Source organism: Pseudomonas sp. R3-56, from assembly GCF_051132075.1.
Lineage (GTDB): Bacteria > Pseudomonadota > Gammaproteobacteria > Pseudomonadales > Pseudomonadaceae > Aquipseudomonas.
This window is the reverse complement of the sequence record NZ_CP071657.1, coordinates 5695468-5717082: the sequence shown is the minus strand read 5'-3', so window position 1 is coordinate 5717082 and position 21615 is coordinate 5695468. Positions and strand designations below refer to the sequence as shown.

23 protein-coding genes and 1 pseudogene are annotated in these 21615 nt (G+C 61.7%); 4 read left to right on the top strand and 20 right to left on the bottom strand.

The genetic code is table 11. The features are described from left to right. Window positions 1-309: 309 nt before the first annotated feature. A complete protein-coding gene (locus tag J3P96_RS25920) occupies window positions 310-531 on the top strand; it encodes a nucleoid-structuring protein H-NS (RefSeq protein WP_434658375.1) in 222 nt (73 codons plus the stop codon). A gap of 89 nt (window positions 532-620) precedes the next feature. Here J3P96_RS25920 and J3P96_RS25915 read toward each other — a convergent pair whose 3' ends face one another. The 12 genes and pseudogenes from J3P96_RS25915 to ubiE form a co-directional block, all read right to left on the bottom strand. Next, the gene (locus J3P96_RS25915; protein WP_434653958.1) at window positions 621-893 is read right to left on the bottom strand and encodes a DUF6124 family protein; all 273 of its coding nucleotides are present in this window, start codon (window positions 891-893) and stop codon (window positions 621-623) included. Window positions 894-1914: 1021 nt separating this feature from the next. Further along, complete coding sequence (locus tag J3P96_RS25910) at window positions 1915-2103, bottom strand: nucleoid-structuring protein H-NS (protein WP_434658373.1); 189 nt, start codon at window positions 2101-2103, stop codon at window positions 1915-1917. A 120-nt stretch (window positions 2104-2223) separates the two neighbouring features. Beyond that, window positions 2224-4140 (bottom strand): methyl-accepting chemotaxis protein, encoded by a 1917-nt coding sequence (locus tag J3P96_RS25905; protein ID WP_434653955.1) that lies wholly within the window; start codon window positions 4138-4140, stop codon window positions 2224-2226. Between the two features lie 212 nt (window positions 4141-4352). Beyond that, on the bottom strand, window positions 4353-5060 hold the full coding sequence (locus J3P96_RS25900; RefSeq protein WP_434653953.1) for a 16S rRNA (uracil(1498)-N(3))-methyltransferase: 708 nt from the start codon (window positions 5058-5060) through the stop codon (window positions 4353-4355). After that, window positions 5057-5854, bottom strand: coding sequence for a twin-arginine translocase subunit TatC (tatC, locus tag J3P96_RS25895; RefSeq protein WP_305497375.1), 798 nt, complete (start codon window positions 5852-5854; stop codon window positions 5057-5059). The genes J3P96_RS25900 and tatC overlap by 4 nt, the downstream gene beginning before the upstream one ends. After that, window positions 5851-6264, bottom strand: a complete 414-nt coding sequence (gene tatB / locus J3P96_RS25890; protein WP_434653950.1) for a Sec-independent protein translocase protein TatB — start codon at window positions 6262-6264, stop codon at window positions 5851-5853. The genes tatC and tatB overlap by 4 nt, the downstream gene beginning before the upstream one ends. A 10-nt stretch (window positions 6265-6274) precedes the next feature. Continuing rightward, on the bottom strand, window positions 6275-6562 hold the full coding sequence (locus J3P96_RS25885; RefSeq protein WP_434570180.1) for a twin-arginine translocase TatA/TatE family subunit: 288 nt from the start codon (window positions 6560-6562) through the stop codon (window positions 6275-6277). A gap of 24 nt (window positions 6563-6586) precedes the next feature. Further along, window positions 6587-6919, bottom strand: a complete 333-nt coding sequence (locus J3P96_RS25880) for a phosphoribosyl-ATP diphosphatase (protein ID WP_003186671.1) — start codon at window positions 6917-6919, stop codon at window positions 6587-6589. Next, window positions 6912-7310, bottom strand: a complete 399-nt coding sequence (hisI, locus tag J3P96_RS25875) for a phosphoribosyl-AMP cyclohydrolase (RefSeq protein WP_305497371.1) — start codon at window positions 7308-7310, stop codon at window positions 6912-6914. The genes J3P96_RS25880 and hisI overlap by 8 nt, the downstream gene beginning before the upstream one ends. Window positions 7311-7391: 81 nt before the next feature. Continuing rightward, window positions 7392-8996 carry a ubiquinone biosynthesis regulatory protein kinase UbiB gene (ubiB, locus tag J3P96_RS25870; RefSeq protein ID WP_434653946.1) on the bottom strand — a complete coding sequence of 535 codons (1605 nt, stop codon included), beginning with the start codon at window positions 8994-8996 and terminating at the stop codon, window positions 7392-7394. Then, window positions 8993-9617 (bottom strand): annotated as a pseudogene (locus J3P96_RS25865) (ubiquinone biosynthesis accessory factor UbiJ). Before J3P96_RS25865 ends, ubiB begins: the two are co-directional and overlap by 4 nt. Further along, window positions 9617-10387: a bifunctional demethylmenaquinone methyltransferase/2-methoxy-6-polyprenyl-1,4-benzoquinol methylase UbiE gene (gene ubiE, locus J3P96_RS25860; protein ID WP_024779926.1), complete on the bottom strand. Its 771-nt coding sequence runs from the start codon at window positions 10385-10387 to the stop codon at window positions 9617-9619. The pseudogene J3P96_RS25865 and the gene ubiE overlap by 1 nt, the downstream one beginning before the upstream one ends. Window positions 10388-10542: 155 nt before the next feature. Between ubiE and J3P96_RS25855 the strand changes: the two genes are divergently transcribed. The 3 genes from J3P96_RS25855 (at window position 10543) to J3P96_RS25845 (ending at window position 12425) form a co-directional block, all read left to right on the top strand. Beyond that, a complete protein-coding gene (locus J3P96_RS25855) occupies window positions 10543-10818 on the top strand; it encodes a polyhydroxyalkanoic acid system family protein (protein ID WP_434570176.1) in 276 nt (91 codons plus the stop codon). Window positions 10819-11089: 271 nt separating this feature from the next. Next, window positions 11090-11512 carry a phasin family protein gene (locus J3P96_RS25850; RefSeq protein ID WP_434653945.1) on the top strand — a complete coding sequence of 141 codons (423 nt, stop codon included), beginning with the start codon at window positions 11090-11092 and terminating at the stop codon, window positions 11510-11512. Between the two features lie 10 nt (window positions 11513-11522). Then, entirely contained in the window at window positions 11523-12425 is a 903-nt protein-coding gene (locus tag J3P96_RS25845) for a phasin family protein (RefSeq protein WP_434653943.1), read from the top strand. A 181-nt stretch (window positions 12426-12606) separates the two neighbouring features. On the opposite strand, the gene J3P96_RS25840 is transcribed toward J3P96_RS25845, so the two are convergent. The 8 genes from J3P96_RS25840 to J3P96_RS25805 all read right to left on the bottom strand — a co-directional run bounded on the left by J3P96_RS25840 (window position 12607) and on the right by J3P96_RS25805 (window position 21614). Then, window positions 12607-13227, bottom strand: a complete 621-nt coding sequence (locus J3P96_RS25840; protein ID WP_434653940.1) for a TetR/AcrR family transcriptional regulator — start codon at window positions 13225-13227, stop codon at window positions 12607-12609. Window positions 13228-13288: 61 nt separating this feature from the next. Then, complete coding sequence (gene phaC, locus J3P96_RS25835) at window positions 13289-14971, bottom strand: class II poly(R)-hydroxyalkanoic acid synthase (protein WP_434653938.1); 1683 nt, start codon at window positions 14969-14971, stop codon at window positions 13289-13291. Window positions 14972-15083: 112 nt separating this feature from the next. After that, window positions 15084-15941: a poly(3-hydroxyalkanoate) depolymerase gene (gene phaZ / locus J3P96_RS25830; RefSeq protein ID WP_039592414.1), complete on the bottom strand. Its 858-nt coding sequence runs from the start codon at window positions 15939-15941 to the stop codon at window positions 15084-15086. 261 nt (window positions 15942-16202) lie between these two features. Then, on the bottom strand, window positions 16203-17882 hold the full coding sequence (phaC, locus tag J3P96_RS25825) for a class II poly(R)-hydroxyalkanoic acid synthase (RefSeq protein ID WP_434570167.1): 1680 nt from the start codon (window positions 17880-17882) through the stop codon (window positions 16203-16205). Window positions 17883-18160: 278 nt separating this feature from the next. After that, entirely contained in the window at window positions 18161-18538 is a 378-nt protein-coding gene (locus J3P96_RS25820; RefSeq protein WP_434602581.1) for a gamma-butyrobetaine hydroxylase-like domain-containing protein, read from the bottom strand. A gap of 194 nt (window positions 18539-18732) precedes the next feature. Further along, window positions 18733-20070: an ATP-dependent protease ATPase subunit HslU gene (hslU, locus tag J3P96_RS25815; protein WP_305497360.1), complete on the bottom strand. Its 1338-nt coding sequence runs from the start codon at window positions 20068-20070 to the stop codon at window positions 18733-18735. Between the two features lie 43 nt (window positions 20071-20113). After that, entirely contained in the window at window positions 20114-20644 is a 531-nt protein-coding gene (gene hslV / locus J3P96_RS25810) for an ATP-dependent protease subunit HslV (protein WP_003186641.1), read from the bottom strand. Window positions 20645-20918: 274 nt separating this feature from the next. Next, a complete protein-coding gene (locus J3P96_RS25805) occupies window positions 20919-21614 on the bottom strand; it encodes an SPOR domain-containing protein (protein ID WP_186639635.1) in 696 nt (231 codons plus the stop codon). Between the last annotated feature and the right edge of the window lies 1 nt (window position 21615).

Sequence of the window (21615 nt, the reverse complement as noted above, 5' to 3'; positions counted from 1 at the left end):
CCGAAGTGCCCCACGTACAGCCGCCATAAAACGGACCTGCGTGCCTTGATATGTGCCGAGCTGCTAAACCCGATCGTTGAACCGACAGGTACCTGAAAACGGTAGAACCCAAGGCCAAGGCGCACAAGTCGGCGGGTTCTGGTGTCGTTGTAGGCAAAGGAGCAAGACGTCGTAGCCTTGAGCTGACCGATTGTTAGATGCAGATAATTTTGTATGTATATCCGTTATTTAGGTCACGGCGGCTTATGGTTTCGCCCTTACGGCGACTCACTTTTTTTCAGACGCCAAAAAAAGTAAGCAAAAAAGGCTTTGCCCCACCACTCGGCACCTCGCCCAGGCTCGGTGTGCCCTCACTCCGGCATTGCTCCGTGGGCCCGCCGCGAAGGGCCGTCCCTGGCCCAGCGCGGCTATCCCGGCATCCATGCCGGGATGCCCACTGCGCAATGCCTGCGTTCGGCCAGCGTGGTTAACGGGGCGCCCCAGATCAAGATCAAGATCAAGATCAAGATCAGGATCAAGATCAAGGTCTAAAGCGAGGCGGCCTTATAGCCGACCTGGTTTTGCGGTCGTACTTCGATCCAATGTGCGGGCGAGCCTGCTCGCCGCGGTGCGCGGTGAGGTCAGTGCTGCGGATTGACGGTGTCCAACACTCGATTCGCCAACAAACCGCTCAGTTCGATCAGTTGCTGGATGCCAAGGGCAATGTGTCGCCGCGAGCCTTCCAGGTCGAATGCAAGGTCGTTGATCATGGCGTCGGCCGAGGCCAGGGTTTCGCTGAGGTTGGCCAGCAGGCTTTCGGTGTCGATGCCGTCCACGACGGTGAAGATCTGGCTCGATGGATTGTCGTTGGGGTGGGTTTCTGGTTCTGGTGGGTTCGGTGTGGCTTTGTACATGGTTGACGCTCCTAGGGTAATGGAGCCGCCAGATATCGCTGCTAAACGAGGGGGGTGGCGACTGTACGCGGGTTAGCAGACCGGGACCCTAGAACCCGGCAGACCCGAAGGTCTCCCACGCACAACCGCCATGACATCAATGTGCAGGCGCTGAAGCCTGCTCGCGCATGTGGGAGCGTACGTCTAGGATTATCCAGGCTGCTAAACCCGATCGCTGAATCGACAGCGACCTGCAAACGTTAGAGCCCAGGGCCAAGGCGCACAAGCCGGCGGATTCTGGCGTAGTTGTAGGCAAAGACGCAAGACGTCGTAGCCTTGGGATGACGGACTGTGGGACGTAGGTATTTTGGTATGTATATCCGTTGTTTAGGTCACGGCTGCTTATGGTTCCGTCCTTACGACGGGTCACTTTTGAGAAGCGCAAAAGTAACCAAAACGCTTTTGCCCCACCACTCGGTGCCTCGCTAAGGCTCGGCATGCCCTCACTCCGGCATTGCTCCGTGGGCCCGCCGCGAAGGACCATCCATGGTCCAGCGCGGCTATCCCGGCATCCATGCCGGGATGCCCACTGCGCAATGCCTGCGTTCGGCCAGCGTGGTTAACGGGGCGCCGAGATCAACGTCCACCGCGAGGCGGCCTGATAGCCGACCTGTCTCTAGGTGACCGCGTTCATTCTGTAGGAGTGAGTTTGTTCGCGAACAACCTGCACATTCGACATTTTTCGTTGGTGGCCGCATTAACCGTGGCGAGGGAGCTTGCTCCCGCTGGGCTGCGGAGGAGCCCCAAAACCATTCGGCAAGATGCATCAGGGAAACAGCAGGTCGTTTTTTACGGCCGCTGCGCAGCCGAGCGGGAGCAAGCTCCCTCGCCACGGGTTTGTTGTTTGTTCAGGAAAAATGGTTTTTTCATGTGGGAGTGAAGACCGCGGCACTTTCGCCATGCATGCCAACTGCCCCAGCGTCATCACGAGCAAGCTCGGGTCCCACAGGGAAACGCGGTCACCAAAGAAACAGGTCGGCTTTCAGGCCGCCTCGCGGTGGACGTTGATCTCGGGCGCCCCGTTAACCACGATGGCCGAACGCAGGTATTGCGTAGTGGGCATCCCGGCATGGATGCCGGGATAGCCGCGCTGGGCCATGGATGGCCCTTCGCGGCGGGCCCACGGAGCAATGCCGGAGTGAGGGCACACCGAGCCTAAGCGAGGTGCCAAGTGGTGGGGCAGAGGCGCTTTGGTTACTTTCGCGCCTTTCGAAAGTGACTCGCCGTCAGGGCGAAACCCTAAGTAGCCATTACTTAAACAACGGATATACACACAACTTCAACACCCGAATCAAACCCGAAACCGCCCCACCAACGTCTGCAAATGAACCCCCAACCGCGCCAGTTCGGCACTGGAGGCAGCCGTTTCCTCACTGGACGACGCCGTCTGCTCTGACACATCCCGCACATTCAGCACGCTACGGTTGATTTCCTCCGCTACCGCACTCTGCTGCTCTGCCGCCGCTGCGATCTGCTGGTTCATCGACTGGATCGCCGACACCGTGCGAGTGATGTTTTCCAGCGAGCCACCGGCGCGGCGGGTCAGTTCGACGCTGCTGTCGGTCAGGCTGCGGCTGTTGTCCATGATGGTCGCGACCTGTTCGGTACCCGCTTGCAGGCCGACGATCAGTTCTTCGATTTCCTCGGTGGACTTCTGGGTGCGCTGGGCCAGGCTGCGAACTTCGTCGGCCACCACGGCGAAGCCGCGCCCGGCTTCACCGGCTCGGGCTGCCTCGATGGCCGCGTTGAGGGCCAGCAGGTTGGTTTGCTGGGCAACGGACTTGATCACGTCCAGGACGCTGCCGATCTTGTCGCTTTCGCGCTTCAGATCGCCCATGGCGGCGGTAGAGTTGCCCACTTCTCGCGCCAGGCGCTCGATCTGGGCGATGGCTTCGCCGACGACCTTGTCGCCTTCGCGGGCCTGTTGGTCGGCGGCGACGGCGGCCTCGGAGGCTTCCTCGGCGTTGCGCGCCACTTCCTGCACGGTGGCGGTCATTTCGTGCATGGCAGTGGCGATCTGGTCGGTCTCGATCTTTTGGCTGTTGACCCCGGCGCTGGTCTGTTCGGTCACCGCCGAGAGTTGTTCAGCAGCGCTGGCGATCTGGGTAACGCCTTCACCGATGCCGCCGATCAACTGCCGCAAGCCAACGGTCATGCGTTGCATGGCGCGTTGCAATTGACCGAGTTCGTCGCGGCGTTCGGACGTCAGGTTGTGGGTAAGATCGCCCGCGGCGACGCGTTCTGCCACCTTCAGGGTCTCATCCAGCGGGCCGACGATCTGCCGGGTAATGAGCAAGGCGGCGATCACACCGAACAGCAGCGCCAGTGCGGCGGCTGCGATCAGAACGGTCTTGGCCTGAGCGGTGTCATGATCGCGCACGGCCGTCTGGGACGCGGTGAGCTTCTGGCTGGAGTCGATCAGGACCTGGCCTTGCTCGCTCATGCGCTGCAGAGCGGCACCGTTATCAAGTTGGGAGTCACGGAACTGGCTGACTGCCGCCCGGTAGATGTTCATCGAGTCGCTGGCCTGCTGGAGCCTGTCGGCGTGTTCCTCAGGCAACTGGGCTGGCAAGCGTGCCAGCAGTTTCAGGACATCGGTAATTGCATCGATGGCCGGCTGTTGGGCCTCGCTTTTGCCGCTGTAGGTGTAACCGCGAACCTGATAGCGTGCCTGTTGGATCGCCTTGCTCAAGGTCACCACGCTGTTGAACTGGGTGATGTCGCCGCCCTGCAGCAGCGCTTTCTCCACTTCGGCGACGCGGGCTACGGTGCTATCGGCACTGGCGCCCAGCTTGCCGCGGGCATCTTCGCGGCTGACGGTGGCGCTGGTCATCTGGGCGAAGGCGCTTTTGTATTCGGCGACGGCGGCCAGTTGCTTGTCGATCAACGCCACGTCGTCAGGCTGTTCGATCATCTCGCGAGCTGTCTTCAACCCGGCTTCGAGCTTGCCGAGCAGGTCGTTGACCTGCTGCGGGCCTTTTTCGCCGCGCGTGGTGTTGTAGTCGATGCTGGCGAGGTCAAGGTCCTTGCTCAGGTCGTTCAGGCTGGCAATGAACCCCAGCTTGTCGCCCCGGCTGATGACATTGCCCAGGCCGGACCAGCCGGTGAACGCGATCATCAGGGTGAGGAACAGCACCAGGCCGAAGCCGAAGCCAAGTTTGCGATTAACGCTTACGTTTCCCAGACCCTGGGCAAGCCACCGGAACATGCTGATACTCCCTTGGAGCGTTGAATTGGTTTTATGGGGACTGTATCGGCGGCTTTGGCGGGAGCTGTAGAAAATAGACGCGGCGGGTCTTTTTCGTGGCGGGGGAGCTTGCTCCCGCTTGGTCGCGAAGCGACCACCCGGGGCAGGAATTTACGACTGCTTCGCAGCCGAGCGGGAGCAAGCTCCCTCGCCACGGGAAAGCAAACAGGTTCTTAGAACAGCCGTGCAAGCAGGGCCGTGACCGCGGTCTCGACCCGCAGGATCCGTTCGCCGAGCTGCACCGGTTGCAGGCCGGCCTTGCCCAGCAGGTCGATTTCGTAGGGGATCCAGCCGCCTTCCGGGCCGATGGCCAAGGTCACCGGCTCTGTCAGCGCGCGCGGGCAGGGCGGGTGATTGCCAGGATGGCCGACCAGCCCGAGGGTGCCTTCGACGATGGCGGGCAGGCGATCTTCGACGAAGGGCTTGAAGCGTTTTTCAATGATGATTTCCGGCAGCACGCTGTCCCGGGCCTGCTCCAGGCCAAGAATCAGTTGTTCGCGAATCGCCTCGGGTTCCAGGAAGGGCGTCTGCCAGAAGCTTTTTTCCACACGATAACTATTCACCAGCACCACCCGCGGCACGCCCATGGTGGCGACGGTCTGGAACACCCGCCGGAGCATCTTCGGACGCGGCAATGCCAGCACCAGGGTCAGCGGCAACTTGGCTGGCGGCGGCTGGTCGAGCGTCACTTGCAGTTCGGCTTCGCGAGCTTCCAGGCGCAACACCTGGGCCGTGCCCATCAGGCCGCCGATACAGCCGACCCGCAAGCTGTCGCCGACGGCGCTGCGGTGGACCTCCTGCATGTGCGTCAGGCGCCGATCGCTCAGGATGACGCGGTCCGGCTCGATGAAATCGGCCTCTTCGAGCAGCAGCAGGTTCACGCTTGGGTCGCTGGCGGCTGGTCGTTGTGGTCGTCGACCGGCTGGTCCTCGGGTTCTTCTTCGCGGCGCTTGCGCACCAGGCCGCCGAACAGGATGCCGATCTCGAACAGCAGCCACATCGGCACGGCCAGCAAGGTCTGGGAGAAAATATCCGGCGGCGTGAGGATCATGCCGACCACGAAGCAACCGATGATCACGTACGGACGGATCTTCTTCAGGTAGGCGACGTCGACCACGCCGATCCACACCAGCAATACCACCGCCACGGGAATCTCGAACGCCACGCCAAAGGCGAAGAACAGCGTCATGACGAAATCCAGGTAGCTGGTAATGTCGGTCATCATTTCCACGCCGGCCGGGGTGGCGGCGGCGAAGAACTTGAAGATCAACGGGAATACGAAGAAGTAGGCGAAGGCCATGCCGGTGTAGAACAGCAGGATGCTCGACACCAGCAGCGGCACGGCGATGCGTTTTTCATGCTTGTACAGGCCCGGAGCGATGAAGCCCCAGATCTGATGCAGGATCACCGGGATCGCCAGGAACAGCGAGACCATCATCGTCAGTTTCAACGGCGTCAGGAACGGCGACGACACATCGGTGGCGATCATCGTCGCGCCTACCGGCAGGTACTCGCGCAGCGGAGTGGAGACGAAGGTGTAGATCTGCTGGGTGAAGGCAAACAGCCCGGCAAAGATGATGAACACCGCCGCGACGCAGCGCAGCAGGCGGGTGCGCAACTCGGTGAGGTGCGATACCAGCGGCATCGGCTGGTCGTTTTCAGGGATATCGCTCATGGGGCTCGCGGCGGCAGAGTGGAGTCGTTGGGAGTCGGGGGCGTCGCAGTCACCGGATCAACCGGTTTGGCCGGTTCAACGACCACTGGCGCAACTTCGACCGCCGGGACCTGGGGAGCAATCGTCGGCTCGGCCACGGGCTGGACCGGCGTCGGCTCCTGCTGGGTCGGCGAGAAGATCTTCCGTGCTTCCTGTTCCAGGGACAGGATGTGTTCGTTGTGCAGTTGCCGACGGATGTCGTCGGCACCGATTTCACGTTCAACTTCCTGTTTGATCGCATTGAAGCTGCGCTTCAGGCGCCCGATCCACAGACCGGCGGTGCGCGCAGCGCCCGGCAGGCGTTCGGGCCCCAGTACCAACAGGGCGACGAGGCCGACGAGCAGCAGTTCAGTGAAGCTGATCCCAAACATTAGTCAGTGCTCACGAGTCTTTGCGGATTGGCTCTTCGACTTTCTGGGCCTGCACGTCGATGGTGTTCGGCGCATTCACCGGCTGCGTGGCTTGTGGGTGTACCGGTTGGGCCGGCTGTGCCGGTTGCGCCGGGGTGGCCTGTGGGTCGGCCGGTTTTTCGTCATCGTTCATGGCCTTGCGAAAGCCCTTGATCGACTCACCGACGTCGGTGCCGAGGTTTTTCAGTTTCTTGGTGCCGAACACCAGCACCACGACCACCAGAATGACGACCCAATGTTTCCAGTCAAAAATACCCATGTGGCTGTTCCTCTCAAAAGTTGATCAGGCGGACGGGCGCGAGGCTTTCTCGACGTGCCCGGACAGACCGAAGCGACGGTCCAGTTCATCCAGTACGGCCTGCGGATGCTGCCCCAGTTGGGCGAGCATGACGAGGCTGTGGAACCACAGGTCGGCGGTCTCGTAGATCACGTCGCTGCAGTCGCCGCTGATGGCAGCGTCCTTGGCGGCAATGATGGTTTCGACCGACTCTTCGCCGACCTTTTCCAGAATCTTGTTCAAACCCTTGTGGTACAGGCTGGCGACATAGGAGCTGTCGGCCGCGGCGCCCTTGCGCTCTTCCAGCACCTGGGCCAGGCGGGTCAGGGTGTCACTCATGGTTGTGTCCTGAATAGATGGCGTGCGGGTCCTTGAGTACCGGGTCGACGGTTTTCCAGTCGCCGTTCTCGAAGACACGGTAGAAGCAGCTTTGACGGCCGGTATGGCAGGCGATTTCACCGACCTGTTCGACCATCAGGATAATGACGTCGCCGTCGCAATCCAGGCGCATCTCGTGCAGGTGCTGCACGTGCCCGGACTCTTCACCCTTGCGCCACAGCTTGCCACGGGAACGTGACCAATAGATGGCGCGATTCTCGGCGGCGGTCAGGGCCAGCGCCTCGCGGTTCATCCAGGCCATCATCAGCACACGCCCGGTCTTGTGATCCTGGGCGATCGCCGGCACCAGGCCGTCGGCGTCCCATTTGATCTCGTCCTGCCAGTTTTTCATCTTCGACTCCGACCATGGGCCGCGCACTTCCAGTCGGCGGGCCCAGCGTTGAAACAGTGTGCCAGCGTGAACCGGTGCTGGCTATCGACGAACGACCAGATACAAACCGACGGCCACCATGATCCCGGCGGGCCAATGGCCCAGTTCGCTCAACGGGCCACCGGCAGCCAGCACGGCGCCGCCACCCAGGTGGGCCGCGCCAAGCAGGCGCAGGAACCAATCGTCGCGCCGCTGTTTCCAGGGTGGAGCAGGATCATGGGCATGGGGCTGGGACATGCGTTCGAGCAGATCGCGGGTCATGTTGGCCAAATGCGGAATCTGCTCGAACTGGCTCTGGACGTTGCCCAGCAAGGTCTTCGGGCTGACGCGTTCGCGCATCCAGCGTTCAAGGAAGGGCTGGGCGGTGCTCCACAAATCCAGGTCCGGGTACAGCTGGCGGCCGAGGCCTTCGATGTTCAACAGGGTTTTTTGCAGCAACACCAACTGCGGCTGGACCTCCATGTTGAAGCGGCGCGCAGTCTGGAACAGGCGCATCAGCACCTGGCCGAATGAAATATCTTTTAACGGTTTTTCGAAGATCGGTTCGCACACGGTGCGGATCGCTGCTTCGAATTCGTTGAGCTTGGTCTCGGCCGGCACCCAGCCCGAATCGATGTGCAACTGCGCGACGCGGCGGTAGTCACGCTTGAAGAAGGCGAACAGGTTGCGCGCCAGGTAATCCTGGTCCTCGGGGGTGAGGCTGCCGACGATGCCGCAATCGATGGCGATGTACTGCGGGCTCCACGGTTGCACGGTGCTGACGAAGATGTTGCCCGGGTGCATGTCGGCGTGGAAGAAACTGTCGCGAAACACCTGGGTGAAGAAAATCTCCACGCCGCGCTCGGCAAGCAGTTTCATGTCGGTGCGCTGGTCGGCGAGGGTTGCCAGGTCGGTCACCTGGATCCCGTAGATGCGCTCCATCACCAGGACTTTCGGCCGGCACCAATCCCAATAGACTTGCGGCACGTACAGCAGTGGCGAGCCCTCGAAATTGCGCCGCAGCTGGCTGGCGTTGGCGGCCTCGCGCAGCAGGTCGAGCTCATCGAAGATGGTTTTTTCATAGTCCTGGACCACGTCCACCGGATGCAGCAGGCGTGCATCGGCTGACACCCGCTCGGCGGCGCGGGCAAGGATGAACAGCCAGGCCAGGTCTTGGGCAATGATCGGCTTGAGGCCCGGGCGGATCACCTTGACCACCACTTCTTCACCCGTCTTGAGCTGGGCGGCGTGGACCTGGGCGACCGACGCCGAAGCCAGCGGCTCGACATCGAAACGGCTGAAGACTTCGCTGATCTTCTTGCCCAACTGCGCCTCGATCAGCGCTACCGACAGTTTCGAGTCGAAGGGCGGCACGCGATCCTGCAGCAGCATCAGCTCATCGGCGATGTCTTCGGGCAACAGGTCGCGACGGGTCGAGAGGATCTGCCCGAACTTGATGAAGATCGGCCCCAGGTCCTGCAAGGCCAGGCGCAGGCGTGCACCGCGGCTCAAGTCCAGGGTTCGACGAGGGAACCAGCGCCACGGCAGCACAAAGCGCAGTGCCAGGAGAAACCAGGGCAGCGGCAGGGCGAACAGCAGGTCATCGAGGCGGTAGCGGATTACGACGCGCTGGATGCGCAACAGACGGCGGACGGCAAGCAGCTTCATGCGTTATCGCTTGGGTTCAAGGGATCGGGAAAGGCGCTCGAAACGCGCCTCGAGTCGTTCCAGATCTAGCTTGATCTGGTCCAGTTCGGCAAAACGGGCCTGGGCTTCGCGTTGGCCTACGAGCGTACGCGATTCCTCGGCCAGGTATTCACTCAGATTCTGTCCCAGGCTGGCGAAGCCCTGGCGGTACCAGCGGGAGCGGCTGCGCAGATGGCCACTGAGCAATTGGGTGGCGACCGGGCCGATCCAGCGGGACACTTCGTATTCCCAGTCCAGTTCCAGGTCCTGGAGAATCGCTGCCAGTTCCAGCAGCACGCCGCTGTCGCCGTCGAGCTCGACGTCGGGGCTGTGCAGCACCGCCGTCTTGTTCTTGCTCAGCGCCAACTCCAGCAGGCTCGATGCCGGGGCGCGCAGCGTGCAGTCGGCCTCGGCCTCCCAATGGGCGGCGAGCATCAGGCCTTCGTCGCTGGGCAGGATGAACAGCTGCAACGCCGGGCTGCGGCAGTCGACGGCAATCACCTTGCCGCTCAAGTGTGCCAGGCGCATCGGCGCCGTGCTGTCCAGGCGCAGGACCCGGTTGATACCGAGTTCGACACTGGCGAGCAGCCCGGTGAGCAGCATCAGGGCTTGATACCGCGGTGCAGGGCGACGATGCCGGACGTCATGTTGTGGTAGGTGACCCGATCAAAACCGGCTTCGACCATCATCGACTTCAGCGTTTCCTGGTCGGGGTGCATGCGGATCGATTCGGCCAGGTAACGATAACTTTCCGCGTCGTTGGTGATCAGCTTGCCCATCAACGGCATGAAGGCGAACGAGTAGGCGTCATAAGCCTTGGACATCAGCGCGTTGGTCGGCTTGGAAAACTCCAGCACCAACAGCCGGCCACCGGGCTTGAGCACGCGCAACATCGAGCGCAGGGCATCTTCCTTGTGGGTGACGTTGCGCAGGCCGAAGGCGATGGTCACGCAGTCGAAATGGTTGTCGGGGAACGGCAACTTCTCGGCGTCGGCCTGGACGAACTCGACGTTGCCGGCCACGCCCAGGTCGAGCAGGCGGTCACGGCCGACCTTGAGCATGGATTCGTTGATGTCGGCGAGCACCACATGGCCGGTGGGGCCGACGATGTGGGAGAACTTCTTGGTCAGGTCACCGGTACCGCCGGCAATGTCCAGCACGCGGTTGCCGCTGCGCACGCCCGACAGCTCGATCGCGAAACGCTTCCAGAGGCGATGCATGCCGCCCGAGAGCAGGTCGTTCATCAAGTCGTACTTGGCGGCCACCGAGTGGAAAACCTCGGCGACTTTCTCCGCTTTCTGGCTTTCCGGCACGTTCTTGAAGCCGAAGTGTGTGGTGGGTTCGGCATCGCTGCCTTTGCGCTGATCAGTCATATCGCGGTCACCAAAAAAGAATGCGGGACATTCTAATCCCGGTGGAGGGCTTTGTCTTGGCAAGGCTGCAGGTAAGATGAGCCACCGCCCGGACGTTTTGACGCAGGCAGGGTCGCAAACGTTCAGGCAAGTCTCGATCAAGCAGGAGTTAGCAGATGGCCCGTATTACTGTTGAGCGTGCCCATGACCTGGGCAAGGAAGCGGCCCGCGAAAAGGCCGACAAGCTGGCCCGGAAACTGTCCGACAGCTATGGCCTGGAGCCCAAGTGGGAGGGCGACACGCTGAAGCTCAAGCGTTCCGGGGTCAAGGGTGAAGTGCATGTGGGCGAGGATTCGATCCGCGTCGAAGTGGAGCTGGGCATGTTGATGTCGGCCATGAGCGGGACAATCAAGACGGAAATCGAAAAGGCGCTGGACAAGGCGTTGGCTTGATTGATTGGAAGGGTGGGTGGAATGCAGATTTAAATTCACCACCTAACTTACTGTGGGAGCGAGCTTGCTCGCGATGGCGGCGTCTCAGCCAACCTTGATGCGACTGACACAATGCAAATCGCGAGCAAGCTCGCTCCCACAGGTGCGCGCCAATGGCTTCGGGTTTTATGTCAGTTGTTAGGGTGCCCTTTCTAATTATTCTCACTACTTTGTGCCTGAGCCCGACCGTGTGCGGGCAGTTGCTCAAACCTGTCTTCGAGTGAGGTGCACCATGGCCAAAGTTATTCTGAAGAAAAAAACCGACGTTGATTCTTCCACGCTGGGCGACGTGAAAACGTACGCGCGCAAGATCTGGCTGGCGGGCCTGGGCGCCTATATCAAGGTCGGTCAGGAGGGCAGCGACTACTTCAAGGAGCTGGTCAAGGCCGGTGAAGTTGTTGAAACCAAAGGCAAAAAGAACATTGCCGGGAAACTTGAAGCGGCGAACAGCGAACTGATCGAAGCCAAGACCGACGTCAATACTTTCAAGGCCCGCGTCGAAGTTCAACTCGACAAAGTCGAGAAGGTATTCGACGCGCGTGTTGCAAGTGCCTTGAATCGTATCGGCATTCCGTCTAAACATGACGTTGAGACACTCTCTGCTAAGCTCGATGAGCTGACGGCATTGCTCGAACGTGTCGCGCGTAAACATTAAGGAGAACGGGATGGCTGGCAAGAAAATCACCGAAAAAGAAGGCAGCTCGTGGGCCGGGAAGATTGAAAAGTACTCCCGCAAAATCTGGCTTGCTGGTTTAGGCGTGTACTCGAAGATCGACACTGACGGCAGCAAACTCTTCGAGTCCCTGGTCAAGGACGGCGAGAAGGCCGAAAAACTCACCAAGACGGCGGTCGGCAAACAAGTCGATGCCGCCAAGGATTCTGCCGAGTCCACCAAGTCGCGCATGGGCGGCGTGAAGGATCGTGCACTGGGCAAGTGGGATGAGCTGGAAGGGGCTTTCGACAAGCGTCTGAACAGTGCAATTTCCCGCCTGGGCGTGCCGAGCCGCAATGAAGTCAAGGAACTGCACAGCAAGGTCGACACCCTGACCAGGCAGATCGAAAAACTCACCGGGGCCAAGGTTACGCCGGTCGCGACCAAGCCTGCTGCAACCAGGACGGCGGCGGCCAAGCCTGCAGCGAAGACGGCAGCCAAGCCACTGGTCAAGGCGGCGGCAAAAACCGTCGCCAAGCCTGCGGCCAAAGCAGCGGCCAAGCCAGTAGCCAAAACCGCAGCGGCCAAGCCTGCAGCCAAGGCGGCGGCCAAACCCGTCGCGGCAAAAACTGCAGCCAAACCTGCCGCCAAGCCAGCGGCCAAGACGGCGGCGGCTAAACCAGCTGCGGCCAAACCGGCTGCCAAGCCAGCGGCAAAAGCCGCAGCAAAACCGGCCGCGGCGAAAAAGCCCGCAGTGAAAAAACCGGCCGCGCCAAAAGCAGCCGCACCCAAGGCGCCGGCCGCGGCCGCCAAACCGGCCACCCCGACGAGCACGGCAAACTCTGCCTCGGCTCCGACCCCGGTAGCCACTCCGACTCCAGCGCCGGTTCCGTCGACGCCTACCAGCCAGTCCTGAGTTTCCGGGACATGCAAAAGCGCCCGGCCTGTGAAGGTCGGGCGTTTTTTTATGCATCCTGGATTCAACCTGTGGGAGCGAGCCTGCTCGCGAATGCATTTTCTCAGTCACATTTCAATTGATTGACCCAGCGCTTTCGCGAGCAGGCTCGCTCCCACATTGGGTCTGCCGCAGCCGGCCGTTATTCGTGCTCCTCCAGATACCGCAACGCCATCTGCTCGGTCGCGACCTTGATCGCCGGCGGCAAGTGCGGCGCCACCAGCATCATGATCTGATAGACCACCAGGCGAACCTCGCCCTCGCGATCAAGGATCCGCTGATAATCCAGCGAAAACAGCAACGTCATGGTGATCTGCTCCACCAGTTGCCCGAGTGCCTGGGTGTCGCTCACCAGCAGGCCCTGGGCCTTGAGCTGCGCCAGCAACGAGGCCAGGGTCCGTTTCAACGCGTTGAGCAACTGGCGGATACCCTTGGCCAGTTTCGGCAGGCGCCCCGCCAGGTTCGACAGGTCCTGGAAGAGGAACCGGTATTGGGCCAGGCGCTCGACGATCAAATGCAGGAACAACCAGTAGTCCTCCGGCGCCAGTTGCGCGTCGGCGGGCGGATCCAGCAGCGGTGCGAGCTCGGCCTGGAATCGCTCGAACAATCCGAGTATCAGCGGTTCCTTGCCATGGAAGTGGTAGTAGAGGTTGCCGGGGCTGATACCCATCTCGTTGGCGACTTCGAGGGTGGAAACATTCGGCTCGCCCTTCTCGTTGAATAATTGCAGGGCACACTCAAGGATTCGGTCGCGGGTTTTCATCCGGTCTTCTTGGTCGGTGGAGTCTTTCCACGGCCCGCAGTGCGACCGTGGGACGAGGCGTTCAGCGTACCCGTACGTAATTCCCGGGTGCCGCTTCCAGGGCCGGGTATTTCGCGTTGCCCAGCGTCATCTGCGTTTCGTGCTGGGCGCCGGAGCGCTCCTGGATCCAGCCCAGCCATTGGGTCCACCAACTGCCCTCGATGTGTTTGGCGTCGTAGTACCAGGCGCGCGGGTCGCTGCTCAGTTTCGGATTTTCAATGTAGTTGGCCTTGGGGTTGCCTGGCGGGTTGAGGATGCTCTGGACGTGTCCGCTGTTGGACAGCACGAAACGTCGTTCGCCGCCCAGCAGCAACGTCGAGCGGTACACCGCGTCCCACGGCGTGATGTGGTCGTTGATGCCGGCCACGCTGAAGCTGTCCACGGTGACTTTCTGCAAGTCGATAGGCGTGCCGCACACCTCCAGGGCGCCCGGCCGTGTCAGCGGGTTGTGTTTGAAAAAATCCAGCAGGTCGCCGTGATAGGCCGCCGGAAGCCGCGTGCAGTCGTTGTTCCAGTAGAGAATATCGAACGTCGGCGGCTCCTTGCCCAGCAGGTAGTTGTTGACGAAGTAGGTCCAGATCAAGTCGTTGGGCCGCATCCAGGCGAAGACCCGAGCCATGTCGCGGCCATCGAGAATGCCTTTCTGATAGGAGCGGCGCTTGGCGGCTTCGAGGGTCTGTTCGTCGATGAACAGCGTGGCCGGGCTCTCGATCTCGCTGTCCAGCAAGCTCACCAGGTAGGTGGCGCTGGCCACCCGGCGCAGTTGGCGCTTGGCTTGCAGATGGCCCTGCAGGGCGGCGATGGTCATGCCACCGGCGCAGGCGCCTATGAGGTTGACTTCGCGGGCGCCGGTGATCGCCCGGCAGACGTTCATGGCCTCTTCCGTCGCCTCGACATAACTGGACAGGCCCCATTCCCGATGGCGCACGTCGGGGTTGCGCCAACTGATGATAAACACCTGCAAGCCGTTTTTCAGGGCGTACTGGACGAAGCTGTTGGAAGGGCTCAGGTCGAAGATGTAGAACTTGTTGATCTGCGGCGGCACGATCAGCAGCGGCGTGGCGTATTGCTTTTCGCTCATCGGCTTGTACTGGATCAGTTCCAGCAGCTCGTTGCGAAACACCACTGCGCCGGGCGTACTCGCCAGGGTCTTGCCGACTTCAAAGGCGTGTGGCGTGACTTGCCGGGGCAACCCGTCGTTGTGCAGCAGGTCGTCGACCAGATGGCTGATCCCGCGAATCAGGCTGCTGCCTCCGGAATTGAACAGCTCCTTGATCGCCAGCGGATTGAGCAGGGTATTGGACGGCGCTACCGCATCGTTGAGCAGGGAGAAGGCAAAATGCGCACGGGCCTGATCATCCGGGCTCATGCCGCCCTCATCGATCCACTGGCGGACCTCTTTCTGCCAGCTCAGGTAGGCCTGCAGGCTGCGGCGGTAGAACGGGTTGAGCTGCCAGGTGGGGTCGGCGAAGCGTTTGTCGTCGGGGTTGGTCGGGTGCAGGGTTTCCCCCAGCAGGACGCGCCCCAGCTGGCCGCCGAGCCTCAACGCATGTCGGGCACTGTGGACCGGGTTGCGCAGGCCATGGGCGGCAACGTTGCGCAGGGTCGACAGCAGGTCCCTGCCGCGCAGGCCGGTGACCGCACTCTGTGCGTTGATGAAGCTGGCAGGGGCGGGCATGGAACCCTTCGCCGGTTTGTCGCGCATGAGTCAACTCCTTCATCATCAGGCTGAAAACAAACACACCGAACCAGACAACATAGTCGCTGTTTCGGGTAGTTGCGCGATCCGGCGTCCTGCCAGGCGCAAATGGGCGGTGTCAGCCGCCACCCAGCGGCGCGGGATGCGGGTGCATGACCGCGCGCTGACGTTCTTCCTCGAGGAACTTCATGATGATCGGCGCCACGGCCTCGGCCCGGGTGATCAGGAACAGGTGGCCGTCATCGATGATGTGCAACTGCGAATTGGGGATGCGCCAGGCCAGCATGCGCATGTTGATCAGGGGGATCAGCGGGTCGTCATCCCCGGCCAGGATCAAGGTCGGCTGGTGGATCTTGTGCAGCCAATGGATGCTGGTCCAGCCGAGGCCCGCGAACAGTTGCCAGTAATAACCGAGCTTGCCCGCCGAACGCACCTTGGCCGCGTGACGAGCCGCCAGGCTTGGGTCGCGGCGGAACGAGCCGCCGTAGATCAGCGGCGCGATGCGCATCACATGGGACGGCTGCACGTAGCGTCGGGGACTGGCCATCATCCACAGCACCTTCGGCTTGCCCGGCACCATCACCGCGCCAGCGGCCGTGGCGGCGAGCACCAGCTTCTTGCAGCGCTCCGGATAATCATGGGCGAACTGCTGGGCCAGGGCACCGCCCCAGGACACACCGATCACGTTGACCTGCCCATAGTCGAGGTAATCAAGCATCCGCGCGGTAAGCTTGGCCAGGCCCGGAAAACGATACGGCCGGCTCGGCGTCGACGAACCGCCGACCCCGGGCACATCGAAGGCGATCACTTCCAGGTCCGGGTCCAGGGCCTCGATGAACGGGAAGACCAGCTCCAGGTTGGCGCCGATGCCGTTGAAAATCAGCAGCGGCGTCAAGTGAGGCTTGCCGGGACGTACCGCGGTGCGCAAGGTCTGGCCATCCAGATCGACGGTACGGAAAATGTACGGTTGCGGCATGCTTCAAGCCCTGTGGGTTGGGTCGCGGTCTTTCATTTTTCCCCGATCTCCTGTGGGAGCGAGCCTGCTCGCGATGACTGCGGTACATCCGAACATCAATGTGTGCTGACACACCGCAATCGCGAGCAGGCTCGCTCCCACATTGGATCTGCTGTGAACCTGAGTCTGTGTTCACCAGCGCTGTGGGCCTTACATTTCCATGTCGGCTGCGGGAATGTATTCGTGAGCAAGCTCACCCCGCAGCGGACGAGTTGCAGTTCTTTACCGCTCATGCACATAAGTGCCCGGCGCCGCTTCCCCGGCGACATACGTCTTGTTGCCCAGCACGGTAGGGGCCTTCTTCAGCTTGCCCGAGCGTTCGGCCTGCCAGGCTTGCCAGTGCAGCCACCAGGAGTCGGTGTGCTTGGTGGAGTTTTCCATCCAGTCCTCGGCCTTGGCCGGCATGTCTTCACTGGTCATGTAGCGTGACTTGGGATTGCCCGGCGGGTTGAGAATGCTCTGGATGTGACCGCTGCTCGACAGCACGAATTCAACCTTGCCGCCGAACAGCTGCGCCGATTTGTAGCAGGACTTCCACGGGGTGATGTGGTCGTTGGTGCCGGCCAGGGAAAAGATATCGGCGCTGACCTGCTTGAGGTCGATCGGCGTGCCGCACACTTCCAGTGCGTTGGGACGGATCAGCGGGTTGTTCTTGAACATCTCGATGAGGTCGCCATGGAACGCCGCCGGGAGTCGCGTGGTGTCGTTGTTCCAGAACAGGATGTCGAACACCGGCGGCTCGTTGCCCAGCAGGTAATTGTTCACCCAGTAGTTCCAGATCAGGTCATTGGGCCGCATCCAGGCGAACACCTTGGCCATGTCGCGGCCTTCCAGCACGCCGGCCTGGTAGGAATGGCGCTTGGCCGTTTCCAGGGTCTGCTCGTCGACGAACAGCGCCACGTCGGTGTCCAGGGTGGTGTCCAAAACACTCACCAGCAGGGTCAGGGCATTGACCTTTTTCTCCCCCAGCGCGGCGTAATGGCCGAGCAGGGCGGTGCAGGTGATGCCGCCCGAGCAGGCGCCCAGCATGTTCACGTCCTTGCTGCCGGTGATGGCCGTGACCACGTCCACCGCTTCCTTGAGCGCTTCGATGTAGGTCGACAGGCCCCACTCGCGCTGCGCCTTGGTGGGGTTGCGCCAGCTGATGATGAAGGTCTGCACGTTGCTGCGCAGGCAAAAGCGCGCCAGGCTCTTGTCCGGGCTCAGGTCGAATACGTAGAACTTGTTGATTTGCGGCGGCACCACCAGCAACGGTCGCTCATGGACCTGCTCGGTGATGGGGCGGTACTGGATCAGCTCCAGCACGTCATTGCGAAAGACTACCGCGCCTTCGGTCACGCCCAGGCTCTTGCCGACTTCGAATGCGCCCATGTCGACCTGGCTCGGCATCCCGCCGTTGTGCACCAGGTCCTTGGCCAGGTGGGACAGGCCATCGAGCAGGCTCTTGCCACCGGTTTCGAAGAAGCGCTTGACCGCCGCCGGGTTGGCCGCCGAGTTGGTCGGGGCCATGGCTTCGGTCATCAGGTTGATCACGAAGTGCCCACGGCTGATGTCCTGGGGCGAAAGGCTGCTGTCGTCGATCCAGGCGTGCAGCTCCTTGCGCCACGCCAGATAGGTTTGCAGATAACGTCTGTAGAGCGGGTTCTGGCTCCACGCCGGGTCGTTGAAACGACGGTCATCACTGGCGGGCTGCAACTCGGATTTGCCGAACAGGACTTTCCTCAGTTCAGCGCCGAAATGGGCGACGTGCTTGACGCTGTGCAGCGGTTGTTTGATGGTCTGGGTCAGCACCATCCGGGCAGAGGCCAGCAGGTCTTTCCTGCGCAAGCCGACGACGGGATTCAAGCCCAGGGTGTTTTCCGAAGCTTGGTACTTCAACTCATCGTTGTTCTTGTTGCTCATCTACGACGCTCCATTGTCCTTCAGACGAGTACCGGGACCGTGCCGTGAAGCCGCAAGGCCAATACCAGGTACGCTGCTCGGGGTGACCATTAATTCCGCATCGAGGGCAATGAGGAAACGTGTGCCAGGAACTCGCCGGTTCCTTTGCAGGGAACTTGCCAGCTCCATTGGTTACCCGAGTTTAATTTTTTTCGCAAGCAGGCCAGTCATTGACGTTGCCGCGCAGGCATTCAAGCAGATGAGTCTAGAAAATTCGCCCTAATGCGCCAGCCCTTGAGCTAGAGCATCAGCTTGACGACGGACGCATTCGGGTCGCGGGTTTTTCCGGCCGCCTTGAGTTCGGCGAGATAATCGTTCCACAGGTCTTCCTGGCGCACCGCCAGCTGGTACAGATAGTCCCAGGTGAACAATCCGCTGTCATGGCCATCGTCGAAGGTCAGTTTCAGTGCGTATTGGCCGGCCGGTTCGACCTTGGTCAGGCCGACGCCGAGCTTGCCGTATTGCAGGATAGGTTTGCCGTGGCCCTGGACCTCGGCCGAAGGCGAGTGCACCCGCAGGAATTCCGCGGGCAGGTGATACTCCTCGTCCGGCGCGTATTTGAGCGTCAGGGTCTTGGAGGCTTTGTGCAGGTTGATGGCGGTGGGGAGTCTGGTCATGAGTCGTCGCTCTCTTGAAGCCTTGGGTGAACGCCATGTGGCGAGGGAGCTTGCTCCCGCTGGAGGGCGAAGCCCTCCCAAGAGCCCGTCGCGATCCCCCTGGATGAGCGGCGGCTTCCGGTTCCTGGGGCTACTCCGTAGCCCAGCGGGAGCAAGCTCCCTCGCCACAAGAGCTCGCTCACCTATCGTGTGGCCTACAGGATATACCGCGACAGGTCTTCGTTCTGCGCCAGCTCGCCGAGGTGGCTGTTGACGTATTCGGCGTCGATGATGATCGGCGCTTCGTTGTGGGCGCTGGCCAGGTCGCCGGCGCTGAACGAGACTTCCTCGAGCAGGCGTTCAAGCAGCGTGTGCAGGCGCCGGGCACCGATGTTCTCGGTCTTCTCGTTGACCTGCCAGGCAATCTGCGCCAGGCGCTTGATGCCTTCCGGCGCGAACTCGATGTTCAGGCCTTCGGTCTTGAGCAGCGCGCAGTATTGTTCGGTCAGCGACGCATGGGGCTCGCTCAGGATGCGCTCGAAGTCTTCCGGCGACAGCGCCTTGAGTTCGACACGGATCGGCAGACGGCCTTGCAGCTCAGGCACCAGGTCGCTCGGCTTGCTCAGGTGGAACGCACCGGAGGCAATGAACAGGATGTGGTCGGTCTTGACCATGCCCAGCTTGGTGTTCACCGTGCAGCCTTCGATCAACGGCAGCAGGTCGCGTTGCACGCCTTCGCGGGAAACGTCGGCGCCGCCGACATTGCCGCGCTTGGCGACCTTGTCGATTTCGTCGATGAACACGATGCCGTGCTGCTCGACCGCTTCCAGGGCCTTGGCCTTCAGTTCCTCTTCGTTGACCAGGCGACTGGCCTCTTCATCGCGCACCAGCTTCAGCGCTTCCTTGACCTTGAGCTTGCGGCTTTTCTTCTTGCCCTTGCCCATGTTGGCGAACAGGCTCTGCAACTGATTGGTCATTTCTTCCATGCCTGGCGGCGCGGAAATGTCGACGCCGGCCATTTCGGCCACCTCGATCTCGATCTCCTTGTCGTCCAGCTGGCCTTCGCGCAGGCGTTTGCGGAAGAGCTGGCGGGTGTTGGAGTCCTGGGTCGTGGCGGCGTCGGCGTTGAAGCCCATGCGCGCCGGTGGCAGCAGGGCATCTAGAATGCGCTCTTCAGCGGCGTCTTCGGCGCGATGGCGAACCTTGGTGATTTCCTGTTCGCGCAGCAGCTTGATCGCCGCATCGGCCAGGTCACGAATGATCGACTCGACGTCGCGGCCCACGTAGCCGACTTCGGTGAACTTGGTGGCTTCGACCTTGATGAATGGCGCGTTGGCGAGCTTGGCCAGGCGCCGGGCGATCTCGGTCTTGCCGACACCGGTCGGGCCGATCATCAGGATGTTCTTGGGGGTCACTTCGACGCGCAGTTCTTCCGGCAGTTGCATCCGGCGCCAGCGGTTACGCAAGGCGATGGCGACGGCGCGCTTGGCATCGTCCTGGCCGATGATGTGGCGATTGAGTTCGTGGACGATTTCGCGGGGAGTCATGGACATAATAATTGGCGGTCCTCAAGCGGGAGTCTGGGCCTGGAAGGGCTTACTCCGCGAGGTCCTGCTCCTCAATGGTCTGGGTGTGGTTGGTGAAAACGCAGATGTCGCCGGCGATGCCCAGGGCAGTCTCGACGATCTCGCGAGCCGACAGGTCGGTCTTTTTCAGCAGGGCGCTGGCGGCAGCCTGGGCGTAGGCGCCACCGGAACCCATGGCGATCAGGCCGTCTTCCGGTTCAACCACGTCGCCGTTGCCGGTAATGATCAAGGAAGCATCCTTGTTGGCTACCGCAAGCATGGCTTCGAGGCGGCTCAGGGAACGGTCGGTGCGCCATTCCTTGGCCAGCTCGACGGCTGCGCGGACCAAGTGACCCTGATGCTTTTCAAGTTGCCCTTCGAAACGCTCGAACAGGGTGAAGGCGTCGGCGGTGGCCCCGGCGAAACCGGCGATGACCTGGCCGTGATACAGGCGGCGGACTTTCTTCGCGTTGCCTTTCATCACGGTGTTGCCCAATGAAACCTGGCCGTCGCCGCCCATGACGACTTTGCCGTGACGGCGGACTGAAACGATGGTGGTCAAGGGAAGAGTCTCCACGCAGCGGGGCGAAAATGCCCGGATGGAACACATATGGGGGTGGCGTGGGGTTTTTCAACTGCGTGGCGGGGGAAGGGATGAGTGGTGTGTTGTGAATGTTCCACGATCCTGTGGCGAGGGGATTTATCCCCGCTGGGGCGCGAAGCGGCCCTAAAGCCTGCCGCTTCGGTGCGTCTGAGTTGACTCCCTCAAGCTTTTGGGGCCGCTTCGCAGCCCAGCGGGGATAAATCCCCTCGCCACAGGGTTTGTGTCAGGGTGCCTAGCGGCTTTGACGTTGCTGTAACAACAGGTTGCTGAAACCGCTGCCGGCTAGTTGTTTCTGGGCCTTGGTCAGCTCTTCGCGGTTGCTGAACGGTCCGACCAGTACGCGATACCAGGTTTCGTCCTTCACGGTTCCGGACTCCACCGACACCGACTGGCCCAGCAGAATGATCTGCGCCCGGACCTTGTCGGCGTCGGCTTCCTTGCGGAACGAGCCGGCCTGCAGGAAGAATTTTGTCACCGGCGCGGCCTTCTGCACCGGCGGGGCCGGTGGCGGCGTAATGCCGGCCAGGGCGGCCTGGGCGCGGGCGGTGTCGATCTTCGCCGCTTCGGCTGGGGTCACTGGCGTGGTCGGCACCTGCGGCGTCGGCAGGGTTTTCTCCGGCACCGCATCGGGCGGCACGATGACCTCCGATTCCGGGAGCAAGGTGTAGAAGTCGTATTTCGGCTTCACCGGTTGTGTCGGGCTCGGCGGGGTCTTGTTGGCCTCGGCGATCCGCGTGGCTTTCTGCTGCTCTTGCCGAACACGCTTGACGTCATCGCCCTGGCCCGGTTCCAGCTTCATCAGGAATACGATGAATGCGCCGACAGTCAGGCCGATCGCCATCCACAACCAGCCCGGAATCGGCTGTTTGGCCGGAGGCTGGTAACGACTGGCGCCGCGTTTGGGTGCAGGTTTTTTCTTGGCGGCCAAG